The organism is Acinetobacter sp. 148 (genome assembly GCF_031196675.1).
Lineage (GTDB): Bacteria > Pseudomonadota > Gammaproteobacteria > Pseudomonadales > Moraxellaceae > Acinetobacter > Acinetobacter baumannii.
Genome location: NZ_JAVIMT010000006.1, coordinates 1 through 25,767 on the forward strand (window position 1 = coordinate 1; position 25,767 = coordinate 25,767).

Consider the following 25,767-nt stretch of genomic DNA (forward strand, 5'->3'; position numbering starts at 1 on the left):
AAAAGTGTCAACACACCCTATCCATTTCGCTCAATTTTTATAATAAAACCGAATTCGCTAAATATATGATGAAATCTGGTTTTTTGAGCTGGAAAATCACTAGATGTTGTTACCACATGTAATAACATCAGATTTTTAATGATTTTTTAGTGTACAATAAATTTCATTTTGCGTTTTTATTATTCAAGTTGCGCAATACAACTTGTTTCTCGCTTTATTTTTCTAATTTGGTCGGGTTTTCAGAATATAAGCTTTGGAAATCTCTTTGAATTCCTATCTATTCTGAAATGAAAATTTCACCTTTAGGCTTCGGTCTAAATTATATATGGATACGAGTGTGCTACCGATAATTATCTTATTACCGTTAATATTAGGCACCACCCTTGTTTCATTGCTTCAACGGTTTTCACGTGGAGTAACGGCTTTAGGGGCGATCGGAGTCAGTTTAACCAGTTTTGGTTTATTACTGACTCAGGCTAAAACTGTGCTTGGTGGTGCAAGCATTCAACAAAGTTGGGATTGGTTACCACAATTAGGAATTAATCTGAGCTTTAGACTTGATGCCCTTGGTTTATTATTTTCTCTTCTTATTACCGGTATCGGTACACTCATTTATATTTATGCCTATTATTATTTAGGCCCTAAAAATTCATTAAGTAAATTATATTTATTACTCATGCTGTTTATGGCAGCAATGCTCGGTATTTCTCTTTCTAACAATTTAATTATTTTATTAGTCTTTTGGGAACTTACCAGTATTTCATCCTTCCTATTAGTCGGTTACTGGAGTCATTACGAAGCTGCTCAACGTGGCTCGCGTATGGCACTTACCATTACAGGTATGGGTGGACTCGCCATGCTAGGTGGATTTGTCTTATTAGGACAAATCACAGGAACCTACGAAATTAATGATATTGTCGGAATGAAAGACCTCATTCAAAGTCACTATCTGTTTGTTCCGACGCTTTTGCTTATTTTACTGGGTGCATTTACTAAAAGTGCTCAGTTCCCGTTCCATTTTTGGTTACCCAATGCAATGGCAGCGCCCACTCCCGTGTCGGCCTATTTGCACTCTGCCACCATGGTAAAAGCTGGGATTTTCTTATTAGCTCGTCTTGCACCTATTTTCATTGGCGCTGCGCTTTATCACAACATTGTCACGTTTGTCGGCCTATTTACACTTTGTATGGCCGCATGCTTCGCAATTTTTAAAGAAGATCTAAAAGGGCTACTAGCCTATTCTACAATTAGTCATTTAGGTCTTATCGTTTGCCTGCTTGGTATTGGTTCACCTTTGGCTGTTGCTGCGGCAATTTTCCATATTATTAACCACGCCACCTTTAAAGCTGCCCTGTTTATGATTGCCGGGATCATTGACCATGAAACAGGTACACGTGATCTTAGAAAGTTAAGTGGGATTTGGCAACTATTACCATTTACCGCAACACTGACTATGATTACAGCGGCATCCATGGCAGGTGTTCCTCTCACTAATGGCTTTATTTCTAAAGAAATGTTCTTTACCGAGCTATTAGCGAGCCTTTCAGGATCAACTGTTATCTTTGCCAGTATTATTGCAACGCTTGCCGGTATTTTTGCAGTCAGCTATTCAATTCGCTTAGTACACGGCGTATTTTTTGATGGCCCCATAGGTAAACAAGTTCCAAATAAAAATGCCCATGAGCCACCTATCGGCATGCGAGCACCAGCTATATTGCTTGCGACATTATGTATTTTGGTCGGTATTTTCCCTGCCCTACTGGTCGAGCCTCTAGTTAACAGTGTGACACGTGCAAGTCTTATGCAACCTGATTTTGCAGGTACTCATCTTGCAATTTGGCATGGATTTAATGCGCCATTAATCATGAGTATTATTGCTCTGGTTGGCGGTACGCTTTTCTATTTTGCCCTAGCAAAAGATGGCATGATTCGTAAGATCGACCTTGACCCACGTTTAGGGCGCTTACAAGGCCGTATTTTATTTGACTTATTCTTAAAGCATTTATTATTAACAAGCCGAAAAATTAAACAAAAAACCGAAAATGGTTCTTTGCAAAGTTACCTGTTCTTAATCATTGCTTTTAGCATCGTCATGGTTACTCTGCCTTTGTTCAATCAGGGCCTTACCACAGGTACACGTGAGCTGACTCACGCACCATGGATTGCAGTAGTTCTTTGGCTGACCTTATTCTCAGGTTGCTGGATGATGCTTTGGTTCCACCATGAACGTATTAAGGCTGTACTCATTAGCGGTGCAATTGGTCTTGTGGTTACCATGGTATTTGTCACCATGTCGGCGCCTGACTTAGCACTCACTCAAATTACGGTAGATGTAGTTACGACTGTTCTGTTGTTGATGAGCTTATCGTTACTCCCACAACTTACACCATATGAATCTCGTCGCTCAAGACGTTGGAGAGATGCTGCGTTAGCAATTATTGGCGGTTTAGGAATTGGTTGGATTACATGGCTTATTTTAACGCGTGATCATAATTCGATTTCATGGTTCTTTGCTCAGCAATCCTTACCACTTGGCGGCGGTTCAAACATTGTAAATGTTATTTTGGTGGACTTCCGTGGCTTTGATACCTTTGGTGAAATTACAGTACTAGGCATTGCTGCGATTGGTGCGCTATGCCTGATGGATGGCATGCGTGTACATGGCACCACCATGACACAAGGCCTCACCTACCGCTTTAACCCATCTCCGCTCATGTTCCGTATTACGGCCTCTTGGGTGTTACCTTTAGCATTGGTCGTAAGTGTCTATATCTTTATGCGTGGGCACAACTACCCGGGTGGTGGCTTTATTGCAGGTCTAATTACCTCAATGGCACTGATTATTCAGTACATTGCTTTAGGTCAAGATCAAGCAGAACAAATGTTAAAAGCCCAATCCGGTCGTCTTTACGAAATCTGGATTGGCTCTGGATTAACAATTGCAGGCCTTACTGGCATTGCCGCATGGTTCTGGGCACGTCCATTCTTAACCAGTGCGCACGTCTATGTTGAATTACCAGTTTTAGGTAAGTTACATCTGGCTTCAGCAGCGAGCTTTGATCTGGGTGTGTATATCACCGTAGTAGGCGCTACCATGCTACTCATTTCTGTATTAGGGGACTCTCGCCACTCGAGTATGTCTGGTCCTGTACCTCATGGGGAGAAATCATCATGATCAGTTTAGAATTCTTACTGGCCTCTGCCATTGGGCTACTTGTTGCGACAGGCATTTATCTAATTTTACGTGCGCGTACCTTCCCTGTTGTGTTGGGCTTAGCAGTGCTGGGCTATGCGGTTAACTTATTTTTGTTTGCGATGGGTCGTTTGCAAGTCAGCTCACCAGCCATCCTAACCGAAACCACCAATATTACAGATCCACTTCCACAAGCACTTGTTTTAACAGCAATCGTGATCGGTTTTGCCACTACCGCTTTTATTGTGCAACTCGCATTACGTAGCCGTTATGAATCCGGTAGTGACCATGTTGATGCTAAAGAAGATATTTCTCCAACATACGACCCACGTGAGGATGAGCCGTGATGTTTGATTTTTTATCTTTTTGGCAAGCTAATACACCAATTTTCAGTATCCTCATCCCGGCATTTACTGGTTTTATCCTATTGCTTCTAGGTAACCCTGGCGCTGGTGCATTAAAAGAAGATTGGCGACAACCTTGGCGCCGTGGCATTAGTTTGATCTCAGCAATAGCTGGGTTAATCACTGCTGTTAGTTATCTGCTTGTTGCAAACACTGGCCAAATTACGGTTTATCAGTTGAGCGAGTGGTCAGCTCCCTTTGGTATTGTGCTGGTACTCGACCGCCTTTCAGCTTTTATGCTGGTTTTAACTTATGCCTTAGCAGTTCCAGTTTTATGGTATGCCAGTGAAAACTGGGATACGAGAGGTCGCTATTTCCACGCCATATTCCATTTTCTTTTAATGGGGCTATGTGGCGCATTTCTCACAGGCGACTTATTTAACCTGTTCGTTTTCTTTGAAATCTTGCTCATGGCATCCTACGTCCTCTTATTACATGGACAAGGAAAACCGAGATTTCAGCTTGGTGTGCACTACGTCATTATCAACCTTTTAGCCTCTGCCCTGTTCTTAATTGGTCTTGGCATGATCTATGGCAGTGTAGGTAGCCTCAATATGGCTGACGTTTCACGTTTGCTACCGACTTTAGATGCAGATCAACATAAATTAGCAGTTGCAGGTGCCTTACTCTTATTTGTCGTGTTTGGTATTAAAGCGGCCATGCTACCAGTTGGTTTTTGGCTACCAAAAACTTATGCCGTGGCAAGTACACCTGTCGCAGCAATTTTTACCATTATGACCAAAGTGGGGATCTATGCCATTTTGCGTGTCAATGGAACTGTATTTAATGATGTACTCAGCCAAGAAATCTTTAAAAGCTGGTTACTTCCAATTGGTTTAGTGACTTCTTTATATGGCGTGATTGGCGCAATTGGTGCAGATCGCCTCAGACGTTTTATTGGCTTTATGGTGCTGTCTTCAATTGGTACTTTATTGATTGCAATTGCCATGTCAAACACGCAAGCGTGGTCTGGAGCATTATTCTATTTAGTCCACAGTACATTAATTGGTGCAGCATTTTACCTGTTCTGTGGCTGGATGACTTCACAGCGCGGTGATTTTAAAGACCATTTAAAGATTGCACCAAGAATTAAACAAGAAAAAGCAGCCATGCTGACCTATTTCCTGATTGCCATGATGCTCGCAGGCTTACCACCTTTTAGTGGCTTCTTTGGGAAAGTATTTATTTTGCAGGCTACTGTTGAAACTGCATATCAAGGCTGGGTTATTGGTATTGTTCTTTTGGTGAGCCTATTAAGCATTATTGCATTAACACGTGTCGGCTTTATTTTATTCTGGCGTGCATCACCACCAGAAGAAGACCCGATCAATCCTGCTTATATTATTTATCGTGCTTTACCTGAAAAAGCACCGCCACGTAACGATACAGTCATCTATATCTTGCTTGCCGGTTTAGTGGCTTATGTAGCATTTGCTTCACCTGTATTGCATTACACCACAAATACCGCTCAGCAAATTCAAGATCATGCCCTGTATCAGCAATCTATTCTTAAAACTGATCAAAATGGCGAAGTTATTAGTGTTCAGCCATATGACTCAACTTATTTACCAGAAACAAAATATGGTGGTGAGGTTGAAGATCATAATGCCTATCTTATTCCTGACATTATTTCAAAAGATACTTTCAACGGTGAGCATATTTCTGAATATAAACACCGCCAAATTCAGCAGCAAGAAAAATTGCAAACCCCAACCATTGCTGATGAAAGTCAACTGAAACCTATGGAGCCATAACAATGCAGCTATCTAAATTGCTTGACCGCTGGTTTCCGCATCCATTTGTTTCTTTTTTGATTATCATCTTCTGGTTAATGCTCGCGCATAGTCTTGATGCGAGCGACCTGCTTATGGCTGTAATTTTGGGGCTTGTTATTCCCCGTCTAGTTCGTCCTTTTATTACCAGAACCCCGCATATCCATTGGAAACCTGCCATAAAACTGTGTTTTGTTGTCTTGTGGGACATTATTATTTCCAATTTTCGGGTTGCTAAACTGGTATTAGGGTCACCGAAAAAATTACATCCTAAATGGTACCGTGTTCCATTAGAAACAGAACATGAACAAGTAAACTCTTTACTGGCAATGATTATTACCACAACGCCTGGCACGGTCTCTGCCGGTATTGATCAAGAGCGTGGTGATATTTTGGTCCACTCTCTTAGCACAGAAAATACTGAAAGTGATGTGCAAGACATCAAACAACGCTATGAGGCTCCACTCATGGAAATTTTTGATGTGAAAAGCAAATCGGAGGACAACGCATGACCATCCTACCTTATGCTCTTGGCATTAGCTTGATTGCTATCACAATCTCTATGTTGCTTTGCCTTTTTCGAATGGTGATGGGGCCATCTATTGTCGACCGCCTACTAGCGCTTGATACCCTATTTTTAAATGCGACCTGTCTCATTATTGTGTTAGGCATTTATTGGACAACCACCTCTTTATTCGAAGGGGCGTTGTTAGTCGCTATGCTAGGGTTTGTTTCAACGGCTGCTTTAGCTCGTTATTTTACAACCGGTCATGTAATCGATTAGGGGAAGGTCAAAATGCAAATTACAATAGAAATTATTGTTTCGATCTTTCTGGTTTTCGGTGCTTTTTTTATGTTAGTCGGATCTATCGGTATGGTACGTCTACCCGATTTATTCATGCGACTACATGCACCTACCAAGTCGAGTACATTAGGCTTAGGTAGCTTTTTAATTGCTTCAATGATCTTTTTTGCTTTTCAAGGCCGATTTGGCTTTGCCGAGTTACTTATTACACTGTTGGCTTTTATTACTGCACCTGTATCAGCCAACTTAATTGCTCAAGCCGCGCTACATTTACGTTTACGCTCATTGAGTGGTGAAGTTCCTGAAGCTATTGAACGTCCTCTACCGTGGGATCGTTATAAAATTGGGCAACGTTTTTCACAAAACAAACCACCCATGGAACCTCCTCAAGAATAAAAACTTGAACACATAAAAAAGCCACCCCAAGGTGGCTTTTTTATTTTGAGTTTTCATTACTCTTCGTCATCTGACTCACGTTTCGGTAAATCTTGTACCGCTTTTTCGATAAGACCAAACATATAGTTACCATATGCATTAGTTTTATCGTAATGGAAACGCAAGCGAGGCGTGATGCGCGTTTTAATACGACGACTCAACTCCTGACGTAAAAAACCAGATGCTTTATTCAAAATATCTAGTGTTTCACGGTGAGCCACTTCGTTTTGGTCATCGCTTAATTCACGACCCATCACGGTCACATAGACATCGGCATAACCTAAGTCCGGACTGACTTTAACGCCTGAGATGGTCACAAGACCACCCAGACGCGGATCTTTCAACTCCTGACGGATAAGTTCAGAAAGCTCGCGCTGTACTGAATCCGCCATTCGCTTTAAGCGTTGTCCACCCGCCATTAAAGACTCCGTTTAACCATTTGAACATCATAAACCTCAATCTTATCAAGAGGTTTGATGTCGTTATAACCTTTCACGGCAAGACCACATTCCATACCGGCACGAACTTCATCAACGACATCTTTATAACGACGTAATGATTCAAGTTCACCTTGGAAAATCACAACATCATCACGTAAGACACGGATTGGTTTGTTACGGTGAATCACGCCTTCCATAACCATACAGCCCGCAGCAGCACCAAACTTACTAGAACGGAACACTTCACGTACTTGAGCAACACCCAAGATAGTTTCACGGTGTTCAGGAGCAAGTTTACCGCTCATGGCATCTTTTACATCATCAATCAATTCATAGATGATGCTGTAGTAACGAATATCGATACCGTCTTGGTCACTCTTCTGACGAGCAGCTGTATCAGCACGAACGTTGAAGCCTAACAATACAGCTTCTGAAGACTCGGCAAGAATTACGTCAGACTCAGTGATCGCACCAACACCAGAACTAATTACGCGAACTTTTACTTCATCAGTAGAGAGTTCATGTAATGCAGCATTCAATGCTTCTAAAGTACCACGAACATCTGTTCTTAAAACAACATTCACTGTAGGAACGTCTTTTTTGCCCATAGATGCCATGATGTTTTCAAGACGCATTGCGCTTTGACGTTCGATACGTTTTTCACGTTCACGGTCTGCACGAGCATCAGCAACTTCACGTGCCTTCTTCTCGTCATTTACTACAAGAACTTCATCACCCGCCATTGGAGCTTCTGGTAGACCCAAAATTTCCACTGGAATAGATGGTCCTGCTGACTTAATCGGCTTACCGTTTTCATCAGACATCGCACGAACACGGCCATATGATGAACCAGCAAGAACAAGGTCACCAATATTTAATGTACCATTTTGAACAAGAATCGAAGTTACTGCACCACGGCCTTTATCCACACGTGCTTCAATAACAACACCTTGTGCAGCACCTTCAGCAGATGCTTTTAATTCCATCAATTCAGATTGAATCAGAATTAAATCAAGGAGTTCATCAATACCTTGGCCAGTATGTGCTGAAACCTTAGCAACCGGAACATCACCGCCCCATTCTTCTGGAACGATTTCTTTGGTTGTTAATTCATTTAACACACGGTCTGGATCAGCAGATTCTTTATCCATTTTGTTGATAGCAACAATAATTGGAGTTCCTGCTGCACGTGCATGGTCAATCGCTTCTGCAGTTTGCGGCATTACACCGTCATCTGCTGCAACAACCAATACCACGATATCCGTTGCTTTAGCACCACGTGCACGCATTGAAGTAAATGCTGCGTGTCCCGGTGTATCAAGGAATGTAATAATCCCTTTGTCTGTTTCAACGTGATATGCACCAATGTGCTGGGTAATACCACCTGCTTCACCTGCCGCCACTTTAGAACGACGGATACGGTCAAGTAATGATGTTTTACCATGGTCAACGTGACCCATGATTGTAACAACTGGAGGACGAGTAGTTTGTTCACCACGTGCTTCTTCAGCTGCTTCAAGTAAGTTATCTTCTGCTTGTGTATCAGAAACTAGAACAGGGTTATGACCCATTTCTTCTACAACAAGTGCAGCTGTATCTTGGTCAATTGTCTGGTTCTGGTTAACCAATTCACCCATTTTCATAAGTGTCTTGATAACTTCACGTACTTTAATCGCCATCTTTTGAGCAAGATCGGCAACAACAATGCTTGAACCGATTTCTACATCATAGACTTGCTTTTTAACTGGCTTTTCAAAACCATGCTTGTTCGCTTGGCTTGATTTTAAACCACGTTTGTTATGGTTAACGAAGCTTTGCTCTTCTTGACCACGACGACCGCCTTTCTTACCAGCGCGAGGGTTAGTTGTAGCACCACCACGTTTAATTTCACGGTCTTCTTGATTAAATGAATCTTCATAAGCTTGGCCAACAAGACCTGAAGCAAGAGGAGAATCATCAATCACACGAATAGTTGCAGTAGCATCATCATTTGAATATTTAGATGCCATCTTACGCATTTGTTCAAGCGTACGCTGCTGAGCTTCCTCAGCCGCTTTACGACGTGCAGCTTCTTCAGTTGCTTTCAACTGAGCTGTTTGTGCTTCACGCGCTTTCTTTTGCTCTAATGTTTCTGCTGGTTTTGGTGCAGGTTTTACTGTACCACCACCACGTTTTTTCACTACAACAGCAGCTTTAGGAGCTGACTGTGCAGCGCTATCTTGTTGATGAGCAGCACGCATTGCATCTAAAGTTGCTTTTGCTTTTTGCTCTGTTTGAAGACGCGCTTTTTGCTCTGCAGCTTCACGCGCTTGTTGTTCTGCACGGGCTTTAGCTTCTGCTTCTGCACGCGCTTTAGCTTCTGCTGCAATTTGTTCTGGGTTTGGTTTAGCAAAAACCTGTTTTTTACGTACTTCTACGTTAATAGTTTTTGCTTTACCCGAAGTACTTGCAACTTTAGCGGTACTGGTTGTTTTACGTTTCAACGCAATTTTTCCTGTGTTACCACTTTCCTGACCATGCACCTTTTTCAAATAATTGACTAAGGTGTCCTGTTGTTCAGTGGTAATAATGTCGTCTGCTGTACGTTGAGGCAAACCTGCTTCACGAGCCTGTTCTAGGAGCTTCTCAACAGGACGTCCTACGCTGAGAGCTAACTCTTTAATCGACTTGTCCGTCATATTTCATCTCCTAGTTAAACCATGATTCGCGAGCTTTCATGATCAATTGACCTGCTTTTTCATGACCAAGACCTTCAATATCAGAAATATCGTCAGTTGCTTGATCTGCCAAATCATCAACAGTAATAATACCGCGAGCGGCTAGCGAGTAAGCGATCTCAGAGGTCATGCCTTCCATATTGAGAAGGTCTGCACTCGGTTCTTGAATATTTTCTTGCTGTTTCAATGCATCAGTTAATGCAGCTTCTTTTGCACGACTTTGCAATAACTCAACTAACTCAGCGTCAAGTTCAATTTCGTCAAAAGTTTCAGCTGGCACATAAGCAATCTCTTCTAAAGAAGTGAAGCCCATCTCTACTAACGCCATTGCCAAGTCTTCTTCAATATCTAAACGTGATACGAACATGTCGAGATATTGCTGAGCTTCATTCTGCTGACGAGCACGATACTCTTCTTCAAGCATCATGTCGAGTTTGTAGCCAGTTAAATCAGAAGCTAAACGAACATTTTGACCTTGCGAACCAATCGCACGCGCCAATTGATCGTTAGTAGCAAAAATAATATCTGCACTTTTTGCATCTTCATCAAGCACAATGCCTGATACATCAGCTGGTTCTAATGCACTTGCGATGTATTGAGCTGGATCATCAGACCAAACTACAACATCAATACGCTCACCATTTAACTCTTGCTGTACCGCTTGGATACGTGTTCCACGCATACCAATACATGCACCAACAGGGTCAATACGGTGGTCGTTCGTTTTTACTGCAATTTTTGCACGAACACCTGGTTGACGTGCCGCAGCTTTAATTTCAATAATTTCTTCAGAAATTTCAGGAATTTCTTTCTTCATCAAAGCAATAAGCATTTCAGGCTTAGCGCGTGATAATAGAAGCTGAGCACCACGGCCTTCACGGTTTACACTATATAAAATAGCATTTACACGTTGTTTTGGACGAAGAATCTCTTTAGGAATCATTTCTTCACGAGCTAAATAAGCTTCAGCATTGTCACCTAAGTCAATGATGAAACCATCTTTAGTTTGCTTTTTCACTTCACCGTAAATTAGCTCGCCAACTTTTGATTCATAAGCATCAGCAACTAATGCACGCTCTGCTTCACGAATTTTTTGTACGATAACCTGTTTCGCAATCTGCGCAGCGATACGACCGAACTCAATCGATTCTACTTCAAGCTCACGAACGTCGCCAATTGACCATTTTGCAGGATCAACATCAGAAATTGCGTCTTGGCATGCTGGCATTTCATGATCTTCATCTGCCACAACAGTCCATTGACGGAAAGTACGGTAATCACCAGTTCTACGATCAATTTCTACACGAAGCTGAGCTTCTTCAGAATTGGTACCCTCGTAAAATTTTTTCTTCGTTGCAGCAACTAGAGCTTGTTCTAAAGCTTCGAAGATCGCTTCACGACTAACACCTTTTTCATTACTAACCGTTTCAACAACGGTAAGAATTTCGCGGCCCATAAGTCACCTACCGATTTCTTATATAATTTAAATAAATTTAATCTTGATAGATCAAGTTTGCTTTATCGATATTGTTGCTGTCGATATCAAGCACATGCTTTCCTTCAACTTCAACCTGAATCTCTTCATTTTCAAGGTCTACAGCAAGGAGTTTTGCTTGAAATTTACGACGATTTTCTACTGCAGCAATCAAACGCAAAGCAACCTGTTGTCCAATGTAGCCTTGCAACTGTTCGAGTTGAAAAAATGGGCGATCCCAACCTGGTGAAGAAACTTCTAATGCATATTCACCTGAAATCGGATCATGGACATCCAGCATTGCGCCGACCTGTTGTGTAACACGAACACAATCTTCTACACCAATACCGCGGCCTTGCTCTACTTCACCATCTTCATTAATCACTGGTTCAGCATTTTCATCAACCGGTCTATCGATATAAATACGCAATAATGAACGCTTACCTTGTGGAAGGAATTCAATTCCCCAAAGGTCGACACCACATGCCTCCACTGCTGGAGCAATCATGTCATACAATGCTTGGGATTTATTTGATAATTTCATTTACTCTCGTCATTCTCGTGCGATTCAATCGGTTGTTTTAACCGACACAGACTTACTATAGTGAAGCATGACTATTTGACCAATTGATGTCGACACTACACGATAGCGATACGATAACCAATAAAAAAGGGCGTTAATCGCCCCTATATAGCACAGAAAACAATAGTCCACTGTGCAAAAAGGCCCACCTTGTCTGTGAGCCTCTTTAAGAAACTTGGTAGCGGGAGCTGGATTTGAACCAACGACCTTCGGGTTATGAGCCCGACGAGCTACCAGACTGCTCCATCCCGCATCAACGTGCAAAAATTATATACAAATATCGAAAAAAGTCAATGTAAACTTATCCAATATTCGCTTGATTAAGTTGCACCTTAATCAAATTGGTAGCGGGAGCTGGATTTGAACCAACGACCTTCGGGTTATGAGCCCGACGAGCTACCAGACTGCTCCATCCCGCATCAAAAACAAAACTGCTTGCACTCAACTTTCTGGTTCAAAGTTGGTGCGGAAGGGGGGACTTGAACCCCCACGCCCGAAAGCACTACCACCTCAAGGTAGCGTGTCTACCAATTCCACCACCACCGCAGCTTGTGGGACGCATTCTAGTCCTTTCAATTCCAAAAGGAAAGTCTTATTTCCAATTATTGGCCGGTTTTTGGTGCATTTGGTGAAGTTTCAGGCGATGTAGTCTGCACTGGCGCAGTCGTTTGTACAGTTTTCAAACTATATGCTTCAGTCGTTTGCTTCTTGGCAAAAACAGCCAGAGTCAAACTGGTCACAAAGAATAAAGCTGTCAAAATTGCAGTCACGCGAGTCAAGAAGTTACCTGAACCAGACGCACCAAATACTGTTGCTGCGCCACCTCCACCAAAAGAGGCACCTGCATCTGCGCCTTTACCATGTTGCACTAAAATTAATGCAATCATCAGTACTGCTAAAATAATATGTACAACAAGTACAAAAGAGTGCATACCCTATCCTCGTTATTTGCTTTGCGCGAAGGCTTGTACAATTTGATAAAAAGATGCTGCATTTAATGAAGCACCACCCACCAACGCACCATTGATATCTGGACATGCAGCTAACTCAACAGCATTTTCAGCTTTTACACTACCGCCATACAAAATAGCAATATTTGAGCCGGCTGATGTAAGTTGGCATAAGCCTTCACGAATTTTAGCATGCATCGCTTGCGCATCTTGCGGAGAAGCTGTTTTACCTGTACCAATTGCCCAAATAGGTTCATAGGCAATAACCACTTGGTTTTGCCATTGTTCTGCAGTAACTACAGGTGCAATATCACAAATTTGCTGTAAAACAACTTGCTCGGCCTGACCTTGCTCACGTTGTTCAAGACTTTCGCCCACACAATAAATGACAGTCATACCCGCATTTAATGCATTTTGGAGTTTTGTCTTCAAAATTTCAACGTTGTCACCAAAAATATCACGACGTTCAGAGTGTCCGACCAGTACGAAATTAATTTGGCTATCTTTTAATAGTTCTGCACTGACTTCGCCAGTATAAGCGCCTGTACCAGCAACACGTGATACATCCTGTGCAACCGTATATACCGTTCTTGCAGCATCCTGTAATTGCGCTTGTACCGTTGTAAGAGCAATAGAAACAGGGGCAACGCCCACATGGCAGTTTTCATCTGCAATTTGGTTTTGTTGCAATAATTGTTTAAATTCTTCTATAAGTTGGTTGGCGTTGGCACGCATTGGATTCATTTTCCAGTTACCAACTACCCAAGGCGTAATCGTCGAACCCGACATACTGCTCACCTTTCATCAAAAAATGCAGCACATTCTACACGCATTTATACAAATTTCAGATACTTTTCTTTAACGCGATTACTCATATCTTTTCTAGTGTTTGAAATTAAGAAAAAACTTTACTTTATTAAAAGTCCGACGTTCTAAAAATTAATAAAGAAAAACTTCGACTGGTTCAAGCTTTAATAGGCTGAGTAGGACCCGAGCAACATTTTCTAAGGTAGTAATTTTACATAACAAAAGTATAATTTTTCATATACCAATTATAAACACATTAACATAGGCAGGCAGATGTCAGCATTACATACATCTCCAAAATTTACGGGGTTTTTTCGACGTTTAGTCGAAGAAAAGCATGTGTCGGCAGCGACCATGCAAACTGCATTAGATGCAGCGAAAAGAGCTAAGCAGGACACAGTCGCATATTTAATTGAAGAGGTTCATCTCTCCCCTTCGTTATTGGCTGAAACAATTTCTGCTGAGTTTGCTGAACCATATTTCGATCTGGATGTTTATGACACCTCTCAGATTCCTAAAGATCTGGTCGATCAGAAACTGATTTTAAAACATCGAATTTTGCCGCTCATTCAAAGAGGGCAAATTTTATATGTTGCGACCAGTAATCCAAGCAATATCGAAGCGATTGATGCAATTCGTTTTAATAGTAAATTGCTGGTTGAGCCTGTAATTGTGGAGCACCATAAACTCGAAAAAGTTTTAGGCCAGCATTTTGCAGAAGAAAGCAGCTTTGACTTCAATGATGAAGAGTTTGATCTCGATGTTAATCTTGATGATCCTACCGCTCAAGAAGATGAAGAAGAAGCTCCTCAAGGCGATGAAGCCCCGATTGTTAAATATATTAATAAGTTATTAATTGATGCCATTCGTATGGGTGCTTCAGACTTACATTTTGAACCGTACGAAAAATCCTATCGGGTGCGCTATCGTGTCGATGGTGTGTTACGTCAAATTGCCAATCCCCCTCTACAGCTTGCAAACCGCTTGGCATCACGCTTAAAAGTAATGTCTCAAATGGACATTTCTGAAAAACGCGTCCCACAAGATGGTCGTATCAAGCTCAAGCTGTCAAAAACCAAAGCGATTGATTTTCGTGTGAACTCCCTCCCGACTTTGTTTGGTGAAAAGTTAGTTCTACGTATTCTTGACCCATCAAGCGCAATGCTAGGAATTGATGCACTAGGATATGAAGAAGATCAAAAAGCTTTGTTTATGGAGGCATTAGATAAACCTCAAGGCATGCTTTTAATTACCGGACCAACAGGTTCTGGTAAAACCGTATCGTTATATACAGGTTTAAATATTTTAAATACTGAAAGCTCCAATATTTCTACTGCCGAAGACCCGGTAGAAATTAACCTGGAAGGAATTAATCAAGTTAACGTAAACCCCAAGGTAGGGCTTACTTTTGCGGCCGCACTTAAATCATTTTTACGACAAGACCCTGACATTATTATGGTGGGTGAGATTCGTGACTTGGAAACAGCAGAAATTGCGATTAAGGCGGCTCAAACCGGCCACATGGTGATGTCAACACTACATACTAATAGTGCTCCGGAAACATTGACCCGTCTACGCAATATGGGGGTTCCTTCTTTTAATATTGCAACATCAGTAAACCTAGTTATTGCACAGCGTTTAGCACGTCGTCTTTGTTCTCAATGCAAAATACCTGCTGATATTCCTAAACAAAGCTTATTAGAAATGGGCTTTACCGAACAAGATTTAGCACACCCAGATTTTCGGGTTTTTCAGCCCGTAGGTTGCCCTGAATGTCGTGAAGGCTATAAAGGCCGTGTCGGTATTTATGAGGTAATGAAAGTTACACCTGAAATTTCCAAGATTATTATGGAAGATGGCAACGCTTTAGAAATCGCAGCTGCTTCTGAAAAATTGGGGTTTAATAATCTACGTCGTTCAGGTTTAAAAAAGGTGATGCAAGGGGTGACCTCTTTACAAGAAGTTAACCGTGTCACCAGTGAATAAGACACTATTTAAAAAATAAGGATAATCTAATGGCTGTCAAAAAGGCACAAATGATGCCGACTTTTGCTTATGAAGGGGTTGACCGTAAGGGCGTAAAAATCAAAGGAGAACTTCCGGCTAAAAACATGGCTTTAGCCAAAGTAACCTTACGCAAACAAGGGGTGACTGTTCGAAATATACGTGAAAAACGTAAAAATATTCTTGAAGGTTTATTCAAGAAAAAAGTCACCACACTCGATATTACGATTTTTACTCGACAACTGGCGACTATGATGAAAGCTGGTGTACCACTCGTACAAGGCTTTGAAATTGTAGCTGAAGGTTTAGAAAACCCGGCCATGCGTGAGGTTGTACTCGGTATTAAAGGTGAAGTCGAAGGTGGTAGTACTTTTGCCTCAGCTTTAAGAAAATATCCTCAACATTTTGATAACTTGTTTTGTTCACTTGTTGAGTCTGGTGAACAATCAGGCGCACTCGAAACGATGCTGGACCGCGTTGCAATTTACAAAGAAAAAAGTGAATTGCTCAAGCAAAAAATCAAGAAAGCAATGAAATACCCGGCAACAGTTATTGTAGTAGCCATTGTGGTGACCATTATTTTGATGGTTAAAGTAGTTCCCGTTTTCCAAGATTTATTTGCGTCTTTTGGAGCAGATTTACCTGCATTTACGCAAATGGTTGTGAATATGTCGAAATGGATGCAGGAATACTGGTTCATTATGATTATTGCGATTGGCGCAGTCATTGCTGCCTTTCTGGAAGCAAAAAAACGCAGTAAAAAGTTTCGTGACGGCTTAGATAAACTGGCGCTTAAGTTACCTATTTTTGGGGACTTGGTTTATAAAGCAATTATTGCCCGCTATAGCCGCACGCTTGCTACAACATTTGCCGCAGGTGTTCCGCTTATTGATGCATTAGAATCGACTGCTGGCGCAACCAATAACGTGATTTATGAAAAAGCTGTGATGAAAATCCGGGAAGATGTCGCAACAGGTCAACAGCTTCAGTTTGCTATGCGGGTCTCTAATCGTTTTCCATCTATGGCTATACAAATGGTGGCAATTGGTGAAGAATCGGGTGCACTAGACAGCATGCTCGATAAAGTTGCCACTTACTATGAAAATGAAGTGGATAATGCCGTTGATGGTTTAACTTCTATGATGGAACCTTTAATTATGGCAATTTTAGGGGTGCTCGTAGGCGGTCTGGTAATTGCTATGTATCTTCCAATTTTCCAAATGGGCTCAGTTGTATAATGCAAGACATCATTGCGTATTTTATTCAAAACTTAACTGCACTTTATATTGCTGTTGCACTCGTGAGCCTATGTATCGGTAGCTTTCTTAATGTAGTGATTTACCGTACGCCAAAAATGATGGAACAAGATTGGGAGCAAGAATGCCAAATGCTGCTCAATCCCGAGCAACCGATTATTGATCATGAGAGGTTAACTTTAAATAAGCCTGCTTCATCGTGCCCTGCATGTCAACAACCAATCCGTTGGTATCAAAATATTCCTGTTATAAGCTGGCTTGTGTTAAGAGGAAAATGTGGCCATTGCCAACACCCGATCAGTATTCGCTATCCAGCCATCGAACTACTCACCATGCTATGTTCATTAGTAGTCGTCATAGTGTTTGGTCCAACCATACAAATGCTTTTTGGACTCGTCCTCACATGGGTACTGATAGCCCTTACCTTTATTGATTTCGATACACAATTATTGCCTGATCGCTTTACCCTACCTTTAGCTGCGCTCGGCTTAGGTATTAATACCTTTAATATTTATACCTCACCCAACTCAGCCATTTGGGGTTATCTCATTGGTTTCCTATGTCTTTGGATTGTCTATTACTTATTTAAAGTGATCACTGGCAAAGAAGGTATGGGCTACGGCGACTTTAAATTGCTTGCAGCATTAGGAGCATGGATGGGGCCATTGATGCTGCCGTTAATTGTGTTATTGTCATCGTTACTTGGCGCAATCATTGGCATCATTTTATTAAAATTAAGAAATGACAATCAGCCTTTTGCTTTTGGGCCATATATTGCCATTGCTGGTTGGGTTGCCTTTTTATGGGGTGATCAGATTATGAAAATTTATTTGGGAGGTTAAGATGGCTTTTATTCTGGGAATCACAGGTGGTATAGGCAGTGGTAAATCAGCTGCAACACAATGGTTTGAATCCCAAGGAATCCAAGTCGTCGATGCCGATATTGTTGCTCGCGAAGTAGTTGAAAAAGGGCAGCCTGCCCTTCAAAAAATTCAACAAACCTTTGGAGATTGGGTGCTTCAACCCGATGGCAGTTTGGACCGCCGTGCCTTACGTGAATATATTTTTCAAAATCCACAAGCGCGTCATACACTCGAGCAAATTACCCATCCCGCAATCCGTCAATCTATTATTCAACAGCTACAAAATCCTAAAAGTCCGTATGTGATTTTAGTTTCACCACTACTTTTTGAAACAAATCAACATGAACTAGTCAATCACACGCTACTTATTGATGCGAGTGAACAAACTCAAATTCAGCGTGCGAGCCAGCGCGATGGACAAAACCAAGAACAAATCCAGAAAATTATTGCTGCACAAATGCCACGCGAACGAAAACGTGAGCTTGCAAATGACATCGTGTTTAACGACGGATTACTCGAACATTTATATCAGCAATTAGAGCCTTTACATCAAAGCTATTTGAAGCGTGCAAACTAATTTTGTGTATTTTGCTGCTTAATCTTTTGTGTCAGGCTATCTTGTCTAAACCAACGCCAAGGCTGTAAAGCACCTATTCCCATACCTACTAAGCCCACTACAATTGATGGGCTTAATGATTCACCAAGTAAAGGTACAGCTAAAATAGCAGCAATAAACGGCGCCAAAGTTACAATACTTCCCGTTTTAAATGCGCCAAGACGCTGAATAGCAGCAACATAGGTTAATGTCGCAATAATAACGACAAACACGCCATGGAAAATACTTTGTACAGCTAAGTGCAAAGGATCTACATCCATAAAGTGCTTAGGTAAGAACAACAAATAAATCGGCAAATAAATAATTGCGGACCAGATTGCGACGCTTGCCATAGAATGCCAAGCAGAGAGCTTCCACTGTTTAAGTAGTACAGTAAAAATCCCCCACCAAATCGCACTGATAAACAGAAGTAAATCTCCAATTCCAAAAGCAGAGGTACTACTTTTCAACATCAATGCGCTCATGAGAGCCAAGGCAGTAATCATAATTGCCAGACTCACCCATGTATGTTTATCAAATGGCTGTCTAAATAAAATATAAGCAGCTATAGCAGTACAGATAGGAATACAGCCATTTAAAAATATTGCAGCATGGGCAGCTGGTGCATAAAGGAAAGCTGTATAAACCGTAAGGCAGTAAATGACTCCACCAATCAATGCCAAAATAACCGCATGCTTACTCCATAAAAAAGCGAGATCTTTTTTATAAATTAAGATAGGCATCAAAATTAGGAAGGCTATAGCAAAGCGTAGTGCGGCAATATCCCAAGCACTGATGTGCCATTGTGCATTTAAGCGGGCAAAAAGCGTAAACCCGCCCCAAATACACATGGTCACCAATACAAAAAAATAACCTTGCGTACGGGGAGACATATCAAGACTGCATAAAAACTAGGAAGGCAGCTAAATTATACCTCAGAACGCTGACGACAAGCTTCATAAAGTGCCATACCCGTTGCCACACTTACATTTAAACTTTGTAAGTTACCTGACATTGGAATATAGGCTTTTTGGTCACACTGTGCTTGAGTAATTGGACGTAAACCTGTGTCTTCTGCACCCATTACAATCACAACAGCACCCGAGAAATCACACTTCTGAATAGGTAATGCATTTTCATCAAGCATTGTACCAATCACACGTACGTGAGTTGTCTCTTTAAGATGCGCTAAAGTACGAGCTAAATTAGTCACTTGAATAAATTTAACTTTTTCGGCCCCACCCGCTGCGACTTTACGAGCAGTTGGAGTTAAGCTTGCTGAGCGATCGCGAGGCACAATCACTGTCTGAACACCCATTGCAGCGGCAGTACGGATACATGCCCCTAAGTTATGTGGATCTGTCACCTGATCTAATGCCAGCAATAAGGCATCTGGAGTTTCAGCCAAGAGCTGGTCTAGATCTTTTTCATTTAAAGTCGGGTGCGGACGTACTGCTGCAACTACGCCTTGGTGAAATGGCAAACCCGCAAGCTTCTCGAGGCTATCACGGCTTGCTTTTTGTACACTAATTCCAAAAGGCTCGGCCAATTGCAGAATTTTCTGCAAACGCAGATCGTCGCGCCCTTTCAATGTAAACAGGGTCAGCACGCGCTCCGGCTCAAGTTCTAACAATGACTCCACTGAGTGAACGCCATAATAATATTCCGGTTTTGCCATGCATGACCTCTAACAACGTTTGAGCAAAAAATAAAAATCCTGTAAAGCCAACTTCACAGGATTTCTTTGGGCATAGTGTACCCGATTTAAACAGTAATTTCTTAGCCTTCTAAGTGGCAAACATAATCAAGCACTTCATCAGTCTCGATTTTGAAAACGCTATTGCCTGGTACATAAAAAGATTGACCAGCGCGGAACAATTCACTTTCATTGCTGTCTGCAATTTTAACGCGACATTCACCTGAAATAATTTCCATACGCTCAGGAACATGGGTTTCAAATGTTAAAGGCTGTTCAGTCGGCAAAATAACACCTAATGTTTTTTTCGTTCCATCTTCAAATTGCACGGTATGGCTGATACATGCTCCACCAAAATAAACATTTGATTTTTTGATGACCGTTACATGATCAAATTGGGTTGAACTCATGCACACTCTCCAGATAATGCCGCATTTATATAAATTATGATGAATGTAGTTTAATTGTGCCTAAATAACTAATCAATCAGTTTTCATACGGATAGACTTGTAATTTCCACTGCTGTAACTGAATTTTTTTAGCAAAAGCGTGGGGTAAATTCACTTCAATATTTCGACTCTTCGACACAATTGCATTATATCTGCAAACTTCATCGTGATTTTCATCGAATAAAATCCAGTAAACTTTTTCTGCCGTTGGATGATTAACCGCAGTTGTAACTACTGGTGAACCATTATCCATCCCTACATGAAAATTGTCTTGGTCATTTTGCATTGAAGTTAGATCATAAACCGGAAAATCGGCACTATTTTCATCAAATTGCTGGCTATCATGTACAAGCACACTTTGTTTTAAAGTCGGCCAAATACAATAACGCAGGTAATGTTGATCTATGACTCGATTGTCCGGATACCTTCCAGTGGCAACATAATCCCTGATATGTGCTTCAATATTATGAAAAATACCTGTGCAACCGCCCCACATACCTGCCAAAATTAATTCAGTATGAGAATAGCTATCTCTCATTAAATGGAACCATTGATCACTCTTAAGCCAAGCATCAACAGCGGCTTTCTCACGATAAGACACGATAGAGTCGGCATCACGTACTAAAAACCGTTTAACTACCGGATCGTCCATAACTAAAAAGCGCCAAAATAAACCTGATAACTGTTTTTGAGTGGGGCTGACATGTACGACTTGTGCACCATTTGCTTGTAACCGCTGTTGTACAAGTTCGGGAACGCTCTCATCCACATAGAATCGACACGTCCACTCAGGATAGATTTCTTGAGCTAACTTAGTATTTAAAATGGAAGTTTCACAGTACCGTGGATTTGCTCCAAATAGAGAAAAAGCAATAATATTTTCTTGTGGATTGGGGCTAAAGGGCGCGGGTTTATGAGTAGGTATATTTAAAGCAGGCTCATTCTTTGTGAGTTCTTTTTTGGTTGAAATGGCTAAACGCCCAAATTTAATCTTCTCTTCTTTTTTATTTAAATGATGACAAACTTCGGTCAATCCATCGTATAAATTTGTATTAACGTTAGAACCACTTGCTTTAATGGCTTGCATATAATGTTGATATGCATCGTCATAACGGCGTAACCGTAGCTCAGTATAAGCTAAATCAGACAATGCTCCGGGATGCCCGGGAACCAGACTTACTGCTTTTTTTACATGTTGATATGCTTTGACGTAATCATCTTGTGCAGCAGCCTGTTTAAATGCATTAAAATGCTGATTTAAAATTTTATTCATTTCAGCAGGATTAATTTTTTTATGGCGGTTGATCATCCCTATTGGTGCTTTCGGTAAGCTTAATGTTTTTTTCATTGTAAAGATCCGCAATCTTGCTGTTCTATAATTTCAGTTAGAATAATAGATCACTTGTAGCAAATTCAAAACTTCTCTATCTTTAACCCATAATTTGGCGCGTTGGATGCGTTTATGCTCACACATTTAACTTTAATTAATTTTGCATTAGCTGATCATTTAGCTATTGATATAGAACAAGGATTTAATGTTCTAACAGGTGAGACAGGTGCAGGAAAATCATTATTACTGGATGCACTATCTGCCTGCTTAGGGGAACGTACAGATACAAATTATGTCCGCTATGGTTCGGACAAAGCGGATGTAACCGCAGTTTTTACTTATCAGGACAATAGCCCTGAAGCAAAATGGTTAAAAGAACATGAACTAGATGATGATTCAGGAGAAATTCATTTACGTCGGGTTATTTTTGCAACTGGCCGTAGCAAAGCATGGGTAAATGGCCGTCCAAGTAGTCTCTCTGAGCTTAAAGAATTAGGCCGCTTATTGGTTCAGTTGTATAGCCAGCACAGCCAACAACAGCTACTTGAGCCGCCTTATCCAAAGCATTGGCTAGATCGTTATAGTAATTTTTACGCCGAAGCAAATGATGTTCGTGAAGCATATAGTACATGGCAGCGTAATATCCGCCAGCATCAGGCTGCGCTCGATGCTCAAGCGACCCGTCTTCAACGTATTGCGACCTTAGAGCTACAAATTGAAGAGCTTGAGGAAGTCATTCAAACCGATTACAAAGAAATCGAGCAAGAGTTTGATCGCCTCAGTCACCATGAACATATTATGCAAGACTGTAGCTATAGTTTAAATGCGCTCGATGAAGCTGAACAAAACATTACTCAAGAAATGTCGTCGATCATTCGCCGTCTAGAGTCTCATGCGGGGCGTAGTGAGCAGCTTTCCGAAATTTATAATTCGTTATTAAATGCGCAAAGTGAAATTGATGATGCCACATCAAATTTACGTCAATTTATTGACCGTCAGAGTTTCGATCCTGAACGGATGGAAGAACTGAACTCCAAGCTAGAGGTTTTCCATCGACTTGCTCGTAAATACCGTACTCAACCAGAAACACTTAAAGAAGAGTACGAAACTTGGCAAAGTGAGCTTGAGCAATTACATCAGTTAGAAGACCCTGAAACTCTGGCTGAACAAGTAGAAAAGTCACATCAAGAATTTTTAGAAAAAGCCCAGCATTTAGACAATATTCGTCGTGAAGCTGCTGCTCCACTTGCAAAACAATTAACTGAACAGGTTAAACCTTTAGCGCTGCCTGAGGCACACTTTGAGTTTAAGTTTGAACCATTAGAGCAACCAAATGCAGAAGGTTTAAGTTTTATTCAACTTTTATTTACTGCCAATAAAGGCATACCTCCTCAACCATTGGCACGTGTAGCATCTGGTGGTGAGCTTTCTCGTATTGCACTCGTTATGCAAGTCATGAATGCTGAAAAGACCGAAGCAGAAGTTTTGGTATTTGACGAGATTGATGTCGGAATTAGTGGTGGTACAGCTGAAGTGGTTGGACGTTTATTGGCCGACTTGGCTCAGCATGTCCAACTTTTATGTATTACCCACCAAGCACAGGTGGCTGCACAATCCGATCAACATTTGTTAGTCAAAAAACAACAAACTGATCCGGCAAGTAGTACTATTGTACAACTTGATGAAAATCAAATTATTTCCGAGTTAGCGCGCATGTCAGGAGGTGTTGAAATTAATGAAACAACCTTGCAGCATGCTAAACAATTACGTCAACTTAAATTTCAGGCTTCTTCAACTTAATAAAGAAAATGAGAGAAAAAGATTGGCGAAATCCGATTAACTCTTGTATGTTGATAAAAAGAACCTATATAGATAAAAAGGGTCGAGAGACCCTATAGCGACATTTTTTGAGGGAGAACCGCTTAGGTGACCAAACAATATATGACTCACCGTTGTCTGATTGCCCCGCCAGAAATGGCAGATGACTTTTTTGCAAATACAGTAATTTATCTTGCCCGTCATGACGAAGAAGGTGCCCAAGGTATTATTATCAATCGCCCTGCCGGTATCCAAATTAAAGAGCTACTCAATGATTTAGACATTGATGCAGACAATGTAAATCCGCATGAGGTTTTACAAGGTGGTCCTTTACGCCCTGAGGCAGGCTTTGTTCTTCATACAGGCCAACCAACATGGCACTCTTCTATTGCTGTGGGTGAGAATGTCTGTATTACTACCAGTAAAGATATTCTCGATGCGATTGCGCATAACGAAGGTGTTGGCCGCTACCAAATCGCCCTTGGTTATGCGAGCTGGGGTAAAAACCAGCTAGAAGATGAAATCGCTCGTGGTGACTGGCTTATCTGTGATGCCGATATGGATCTGATTTTTAACTTACCGTACGATGATCGTTGGGATGCAGCCTATAAAAAAATTGGTGTAGATCGTACATGGCTGGCTTCTGAAATCGGGCACGCCTAATGACCGCAACGCAATCAAAATCAATTATGGCTTTTGACTTTGGCACTCAAAAGATGGGAATGGCGATTGGTCAGTCTGCAATTGAAAGTGCTAACCCATTACCACTTTTTGTGATGAAAGATGGTATTCCCAACTGGGACCAACTTTTAAAAATTGTGAAAGAGTGGCAGCCTGATTTGTTTATTGTTGGTCTTCCATTGAATATGGATGATAGCGAGTCAGAACTTTCAACACGGGCACGTAAGTTTGCACGTCGCCTACGCCATCAAACCAATATTGAAACGTGGATGGTCGATGAACGACTCACCACTCGTGAGGCAAGAGAAGAACTTGGTTTTTATCAAGAACAAGGTCGTGCCAAGAAGTTGTCAGCCGATAGTTTTGCCGCAGCTTTGCTAATTCAGAGCTGGTATCGCAATCCTGTTGGTTTAACGCCATAAAATAAAAAAGCATGTTTCAAACATGCTTTTTTATTGAGTTTAAAAACTTAAGCTTTTTATTTTTCAATAATATGTACTGTAGCAGTACGGCCAGACACAAAAGCCAACTCATTTTTTGGTGCTTCGTCTAAAACAATTTTTACAGGTACACGCTGCGCTAAACGAACCCAGCTAAATGTCGGGTTTACATTTGCAAGCAGTTTCGAACTACTTGAACGCTCACGGTCTTCAATACCCGATGCAATACCCTGCACATGGCCTTTAATTTTCTGTCTATCACCCATTAATTGCACAGTTGCTTCATCGCCAATATGAATACGGTCTAATTTTGTTTCTTCAAAATATCCCACAACATAAAGCTGCTTACGATCTAGCAATGCTGCAACCGCTTGTCCAACTTGAACATAATTACCCGGACGCAAATCAAAGTTAGATAATGTTCCATCTGCCGGTGCAACAACAGCCGCACGGTGCATATTGAGTTCTGCTAAATGTAAATTACTTGTTGCTGCTTCAACCAATGCCTGTTGCTGTTTAATAGTGGCTTCAGCTTGTTGAATAGCAGCTTGGAGTTGCTCATGTTCCGCGTGTGATTGATCGCGAGTTGCAAAGACCTGATCTTGTTCTTGCTTAGAAATCGCACCATCCATTAAGTTTGAATAACGGTTTGCGTTTTTCTCGGCTAACTTAATGTTAGTACTCGACTTAATCAAGTTTGCTTTGGCTTGGGCTAGACCTGCTTGTGCTTGAGCATAGGCCGCTTTTGCTTTTGCCAAATCAGATTTTGCTTGTTCTACATCTAAAGCTCGGCGAGAGACATCAATTTTAAAAAGCACCTGACCTTTTTTTACAGTCTGGTTATCTTGAACCAATACTTCCGTTACAAGGCCTGCTACATCTGAAGAGACCTGAATAACGTCACCACGAACTCGACCATCACGTGTCCACGGTGCTGCATTATAGTAGTTCCATAAATGCACAATGGTATAGACAGCAATCATTAATGCGACAATCAAAATCACTGGACGGATGACTTTTTTCAACTCCAATTGATTCATTTTACTCACCTAACT

General features: G+C 41.3%; 24 protein-coding genes and 3 tRNA genes. 13 read left to right on the plus strand and 14 right to left on the minus strand.

The window, feature by feature from the left end:
* Positions 1–325 precede the first annotated feature (325 nt).
* From RFX69_RS01135 to RFX69_RS01160, 6 genes are read left to right on the plus strand one after another with little or no spacing between them, the layout of a single operon-like run.
* On the plus strand, positions 326–3,175 hold the full coding sequence (locus tag RFX69_RS01135; RefSeq protein ID WP_000381583.1) for a monovalent cation/H+ antiporter subunit A: 2,850 nt from the start codon (positions 326–328) through the stop codon (positions 3,173–3,175).
* Positions 3,172–3,540, plus strand: a complete 369-nt coding sequence (locus RFX69_RS01140; RefSeq protein WP_000624229.1) for a Na+/H+ antiporter subunit C — start codon at positions 3,172–3,174, stop codon at positions 3,538–3,540. The genes RFX69_RS01135 and RFX69_RS01140 overlap by 4 nt, the downstream gene beginning before the upstream one ends.
* Positions 3,540–5,351 (plus strand): monovalent cation/H+ antiporter subunit D, encoded by a 1,812-nt coding sequence (locus RFX69_RS01145; protein WP_289332639.1) that lies wholly within the window; start codon positions 3,540–3,542, stop codon positions 5,349–5,351. The genes RFX69_RS01140 and RFX69_RS01145 overlap by 1 nt, the downstream gene beginning before the upstream one ends.
* Positions 5,352–5,353: 2 nt before the next feature.
* Entirely contained in the window at positions 5,354–5,881 is a 528-nt protein-coding gene (locus tag RFX69_RS01150; protein ID WP_001177203.1) for a Na+/H+ antiporter subunit E, read from the plus strand.
* Entirely contained in the window at positions 5,878–6,153 is a 276-nt protein-coding gene (locus tag RFX69_RS01155; protein WP_000154076.1) for a monovalent cation/H+ antiporter subunit F, read from the plus strand. The genes RFX69_RS01150 and RFX69_RS01155 overlap by 4 nt, the downstream gene beginning before the upstream one ends.
* A 12-nt stretch (positions 6,154–6,165) precedes the next feature.
* Positions 6,166–6,570 (plus strand): Na+/H+ antiporter subunit G, encoded by a 405-nt coding sequence (locus RFX69_RS01160; protein WP_064479791.1) that lies wholly within the window; start codon positions 6,166–6,168, stop codon positions 6,568–6,570.
* Between the two features lie 56 nt (positions 6,571–6,626).
* Here the strand turns inward: RFX69_RS01160 and RFX69_RS01165 are convergent, their stop codons facing one another.
* From RFX69_RS01165 to tpiA, 9 genes are all read right to left on the minus strand, one after another.
* Positions 6,627–7,028 carry a ribosome-binding factor A gene (locus tag RFX69_RS01165; RefSeq protein ID WP_000897046.1) on the minus strand — a complete coding sequence of 134 codons (402 nt, stop codon included), beginning with the start codon at positions 7,026–7,028 and terminating at the stop codon, positions 6,627–6,629.
* Entirely contained in the window at positions 7,028–9,727 is a 2,700-nt protein-coding gene (infB, locus tag RFX69_RS01170) for a translation initiation factor IF-2 (protein WP_000130326.1), read from the minus strand. Before infB ends, RFX69_RS01165 begins: the two co-directional genes overlap by 1 nt.
* A gap of 10 nt (positions 9,728–9,737) precedes the next feature.
* The gene (gene nusA / locus RFX69_RS01175; RefSeq protein ID WP_000532248.1) at positions 9,738–11,222 is read right to left on the minus strand and encodes a transcription termination factor NusA; all 1,485 of its coding nucleotides are present in this window, start codon (positions 11,220–11,222) and stop codon (positions 9,738–9,740) included.
* Between the two features lie 37 nt (positions 11,223–11,259).
* Positions 11,260–11,784: a ribosome maturation factor RimP gene (rimP, locus tag RFX69_RS01180; protein ID WP_000777730.1), complete on the minus strand. Its 525-nt coding sequence runs from the start codon at positions 11,782–11,784 to the stop codon at positions 11,260–11,262.
* Positions 11,785–11,999: 215 nt separating this feature from the next.
* Positions 12,000–12,076 (minus strand) — tRNA-Met (locus tag RFX69_RS01185).
* An 89-nt stretch (positions 12,077–12,165) separates the two neighbouring features.
* A tRNA-Met gene (locus RFX69_RS01190) sits at positions 12,166–12,242 on the minus strand.
* Positions 12,243–12,284: 42 nt separating this feature from the next.
* Positions 12,285–12,369, minus strand: a tRNA-Leu gene (locus RFX69_RS01195).
* Positions 12,370–12,425: 56 nt separating this feature from the next.
* Positions 12,426–12,755, minus strand: coding sequence for a preprotein translocase subunit SecG (gene secG / locus RFX69_RS01200; RefSeq protein WP_005129832.1), 330 nt, complete (start codon positions 12,753–12,755; stop codon positions 12,426–12,428).
* Positions 12,756–12,767: 12 nt separating this feature from the next.
* Positions 12,768–13,562 carry a triose-phosphate isomerase gene (gene tpiA, locus RFX69_RS01205; RefSeq protein ID WP_109090740.1) on the minus strand — a complete coding sequence of 265 codons (795 nt, stop codon included), beginning with the start codon at positions 13,560–13,562 and terminating at the stop codon, positions 12,768–12,770.
* 291 nt (positions 13,563–13,853) lie between these two features.
* Between tpiA and pilB the strand changes: the two genes are divergently transcribed.
* The 4 genes from pilB to coaE are packed head-to-tail and all read left to right on the plus strand — an operon-like array spanning position 13,854 to position 18,280.
* Positions 13,854–15,566 (plus strand): type IV-A pilus assembly ATPase PilB, encoded by a 1,713-nt coding sequence (gene pilB / locus RFX69_RS01210; protein ID WP_001274981.1) that lies wholly within the window; start codon positions 13,854–13,856, stop codon positions 15,564–15,566.
* Positions 15,567–15,595: 29 nt separating this feature from the next.
* Positions 15,596–16,822 (plus strand): type II secretion system F family protein, encoded by a 1,227-nt coding sequence (locus RFX69_RS01215; RefSeq protein ID WP_000279216.1) that lies wholly within the window; start codon positions 15,596–15,598, stop codon positions 16,820–16,822.
* A complete protein-coding gene (locus RFX69_RS01220; RefSeq protein ID WP_289332640.1) occupies positions 16,822–17,682 on the plus strand; it encodes an A24 family peptidase in 861 nt (286 codons plus the stop codon). The genes RFX69_RS01215 and RFX69_RS01220 overlap by 1 nt, the downstream gene beginning before the upstream one ends.
* A gap of 1 nt (position 17,683) precedes the next feature.
* Positions 17,684–18,280, plus strand: coding sequence for a dephospho-CoA kinase (coaE, locus tag RFX69_RS01225; RefSeq protein ID WP_000874125.1), 597 nt, complete (start codon positions 17,684–17,686; stop codon positions 18,278–18,280).
* Here the strand turns inward: coaE and RFX69_RS01230 are convergent.
* The 4 genes from RFX69_RS01230 to RFX69_RS01245 all read right to left on the minus strand — a co-directional run bounded on the left by RFX69_RS01230 (position 18,277) and on the right by RFX69_RS01245 (position 21,791).
* A complete protein-coding gene (locus RFX69_RS01230; RefSeq protein ID WP_000075011.1) occupies positions 18,277–19,191 on the minus strand; it encodes a DMT family transporter in 915 nt (304 codons plus the stop codon). The two genes, coaE and RFX69_RS01230, sit on opposite strands and share 4 nt — an antisense overlap.
* 35 nt (positions 19,192–19,226) lie before the next feature.
* Entirely contained in the window at positions 19,227–19,976 is a 750-nt protein-coding gene (gene rlmB, locus RFX69_RS01235) for a 23S rRNA (guanosine(2251)-2'-O)-methyltransferase RlmB (protein ID WP_309168539.1), read from the minus strand.
* 101 nt (positions 19,977–20,077) lie between these two features.
* Entirely contained in the window at positions 20,078–20,404 is a 327-nt protein-coding gene (locus tag RFX69_RS01240; RefSeq protein ID WP_000099685.1) for a pyrimidine/purine nucleoside phosphorylase, read from the minus strand.
* A 76-nt stretch (positions 20,405–20,480) separates the two neighbouring features.
* Positions 20,481–21,791, minus strand: a complete 1,311-nt coding sequence (locus RFX69_RS01245; protein WP_289332642.1) for a tetratricopeptide repeat protein — start codon at positions 21,789–21,791, stop codon at positions 20,481–20,483.
* Between the two features lie 114 nt (positions 21,792–21,905).
* Between RFX69_RS01245 and recN the strand changes: the two genes are divergently transcribed.
* The 3 genes from recN (at position 21,906) to ruvX (ending at position 24,694) form a co-directional block, all read left to right on the plus strand.
* The gene (recN, locus tag RFX69_RS01250) at positions 21,906–23,573 is read left to right on the plus strand and encodes a DNA repair protein RecN (RefSeq protein WP_000955429.1); all 1,668 of its coding nucleotides are present in this window, start codon (positions 21,906–21,908) and stop codon (positions 23,571–23,573) included.
* 126 nt (positions 23,574–23,699) lie between these two features.
* Positions 23,700–24,254 (plus strand): YqgE/AlgH family protein, encoded by a 555-nt coding sequence (locus tag RFX69_RS01255; RefSeq protein WP_001979301.1) that lies wholly within the window; start codon positions 23,700–23,702, stop codon positions 24,252–24,254.
* A complete protein-coding gene (gene ruvX / locus RFX69_RS01260; RefSeq protein WP_000127528.1) occupies positions 24,254–24,694 on the plus strand; it encodes a Holliday junction resolvase RuvX in 441 nt (146 codons plus the stop codon). Before RFX69_RS01255 ends, ruvX begins: the two co-directional genes overlap by 1 nt.
* Before the next feature lie 56 nt (positions 24,695–24,750).
* Here ruvX and RFX69_RS01265 read toward each other — a convergent pair whose 3' ends face one another.
* Complete coding sequence (locus tag RFX69_RS01265) at positions 24,751–25,752, minus strand: HlyD family secretion protein (RefSeq protein WP_001072475.1); 1,002 nt, start codon at positions 25,750–25,752, stop codon at positions 24,751–24,753.
* Between the last annotated feature and the right edge of the window lie 15 nt (positions 25,753–25,767).

Bases quoted from the DNA above. Each gene is read 5' to 3' on its own strand.
- RFX69_RS01135 (WP_000381583.1), top strand. From the start codon at position 326: ATGGATACGAGTGTGCTACCGATAATTATCTTATTACCGTTAATATTA.
- RFX69_RS01140 (WP_000624229.1), top strand. From the start codon at position 3,172: ATGATCAGTTTAGAATTCTTACTGGCCTCTGCCATTGGGCTACTTGTT.
- RFX69_RS01145 (WP_289332639.1), top strand. From the start codon at position 3,540: ATGTTTGATTTTTTATCTTTTTGGCAAGCTAATACACCAATTTTCAGT.
- RFX69_RS01150 (WP_001177203.1), top strand. From the start codon at position 5,354: ATGCAGCTATCTAAATTGCTTGACCGCTGGTTTCCGCATCCATTTGTT.
- RFX69_RS01155 (WP_000154076.1), top strand. From the start codon at position 5,878: ATGACCATCCTACCTTATGCTCTTGGCATTAGCTTGATTGCTATCACA.
- RFX69_RS01160 (WP_064479791.1), top strand. From the start codon at position 6,166: ATGCAAATTACAATAGAAATTATTGTTTCGATCTTTCTGGTTTTCGGT.
- RFX69_RS01165 (WP_000897046.1), bottom strand. From the start codon at position 7,028: ATGGCGGGTGGACAACGCTTAAAGCGAATGGCGGATTCAGTACAGCGC.
- infB (WP_000130326.1), bottom strand. From the start codon at position 9,727: ATGACGGACAAGTCGATTAAAGAGTTAGCTCTCAGCGTAGGACGTCCT.
- nusA (WP_000532248.1), bottom strand. From the start codon at position 11,222: ATGGGCCGCGAAATTCTTACCGTTGTTGAAACGGTTAGTAATGAAAAA.
- rimP (WP_000777730.1), bottom strand. From the start codon at position 11,784: ATGAAATTATCAAATAAATCCCAAGCATTGTATGACATGATTGCTCCA.
- secG (WP_005129832.1), bottom strand. From the start codon at position 12,755: ATGCACTCTTTTGTACTTGTTGTACATATTATTTTAGCAGTACTGATG.
- tpiA (WP_109090740.1), bottom strand. From the start codon at position 13,562: ATGTCGGGTTCGACGATTACGCCTTGGGTAGTTGGTAACTGGAAAATG.
- pilB (WP_001274981.1), top strand. From the start codon at position 13,854: ATGTCAGCATTACATACATCTCCAAAATTTACGGGGTTTTTTCGACGT.
- RFX69_RS01215 (WP_000279216.1), top strand. From the start codon at position 15,596: ATGGCTGTCAAAAAGGCACAAATGATGCCGACTTTTGCTTATGAAGGG.
- RFX69_RS01220 (WP_289332640.1), top strand. From the start codon at position 16,822: ATGCAAGACATCATTGCGTATTTTATTCAAAACTTAACTGCACTTTAT.
- coaE (WP_000874125.1), top strand. From the start codon at position 17,684: ATGGCTTTTATTCTGGGAATCACAGGTGGTATAGGCAGTGGTAAATCA.
- RFX69_RS01230 (WP_000075011.1), bottom strand. From the start codon at position 19,191: ATGTCTCCCCGTACGCAAGGTTATTTTTTTGTATTGGTGACCATGTGT.
- rlmB (WP_309168539.1), bottom strand. From the start codon at position 19,976: ATGGCAAAACCGGAATATTATTATGGCGTTCACTCAGTGGAGTCATTG.
- RFX69_RS01240 (WP_000099685.1), bottom strand. From the start codon at position 20,404: ATGAGTTCAACCCAATTTGATCATGTAACGGTCATCAAAAAATCAAAT.
- RFX69_RS01245 (WP_289332642.1), bottom strand. From the start codon at position 21,791: ATGAAAAAAACATTAAGCTTACCGAAAGCACCAATAGGGATGATCAAC.
- recN (WP_000955429.1), top strand. From the start codon at position 21,906: ATGCTCACACATTTAACTTTAATTAATTTTGCATTAGCTGATCATTTA.
- ruvX (WP_000127528.1), top strand. From the start codon at position 24,254: ATGACCGCAACGCAATCAAAATCAATTATGGCTTTTGACTTTGGCACT.
- RFX69_RS01265 (WP_001072475.1), bottom strand. From the start codon at position 25,752: ATGAATCAATTGGAGTTGAAAAAAGTCATCCGTCCAGTGATTTTGATT.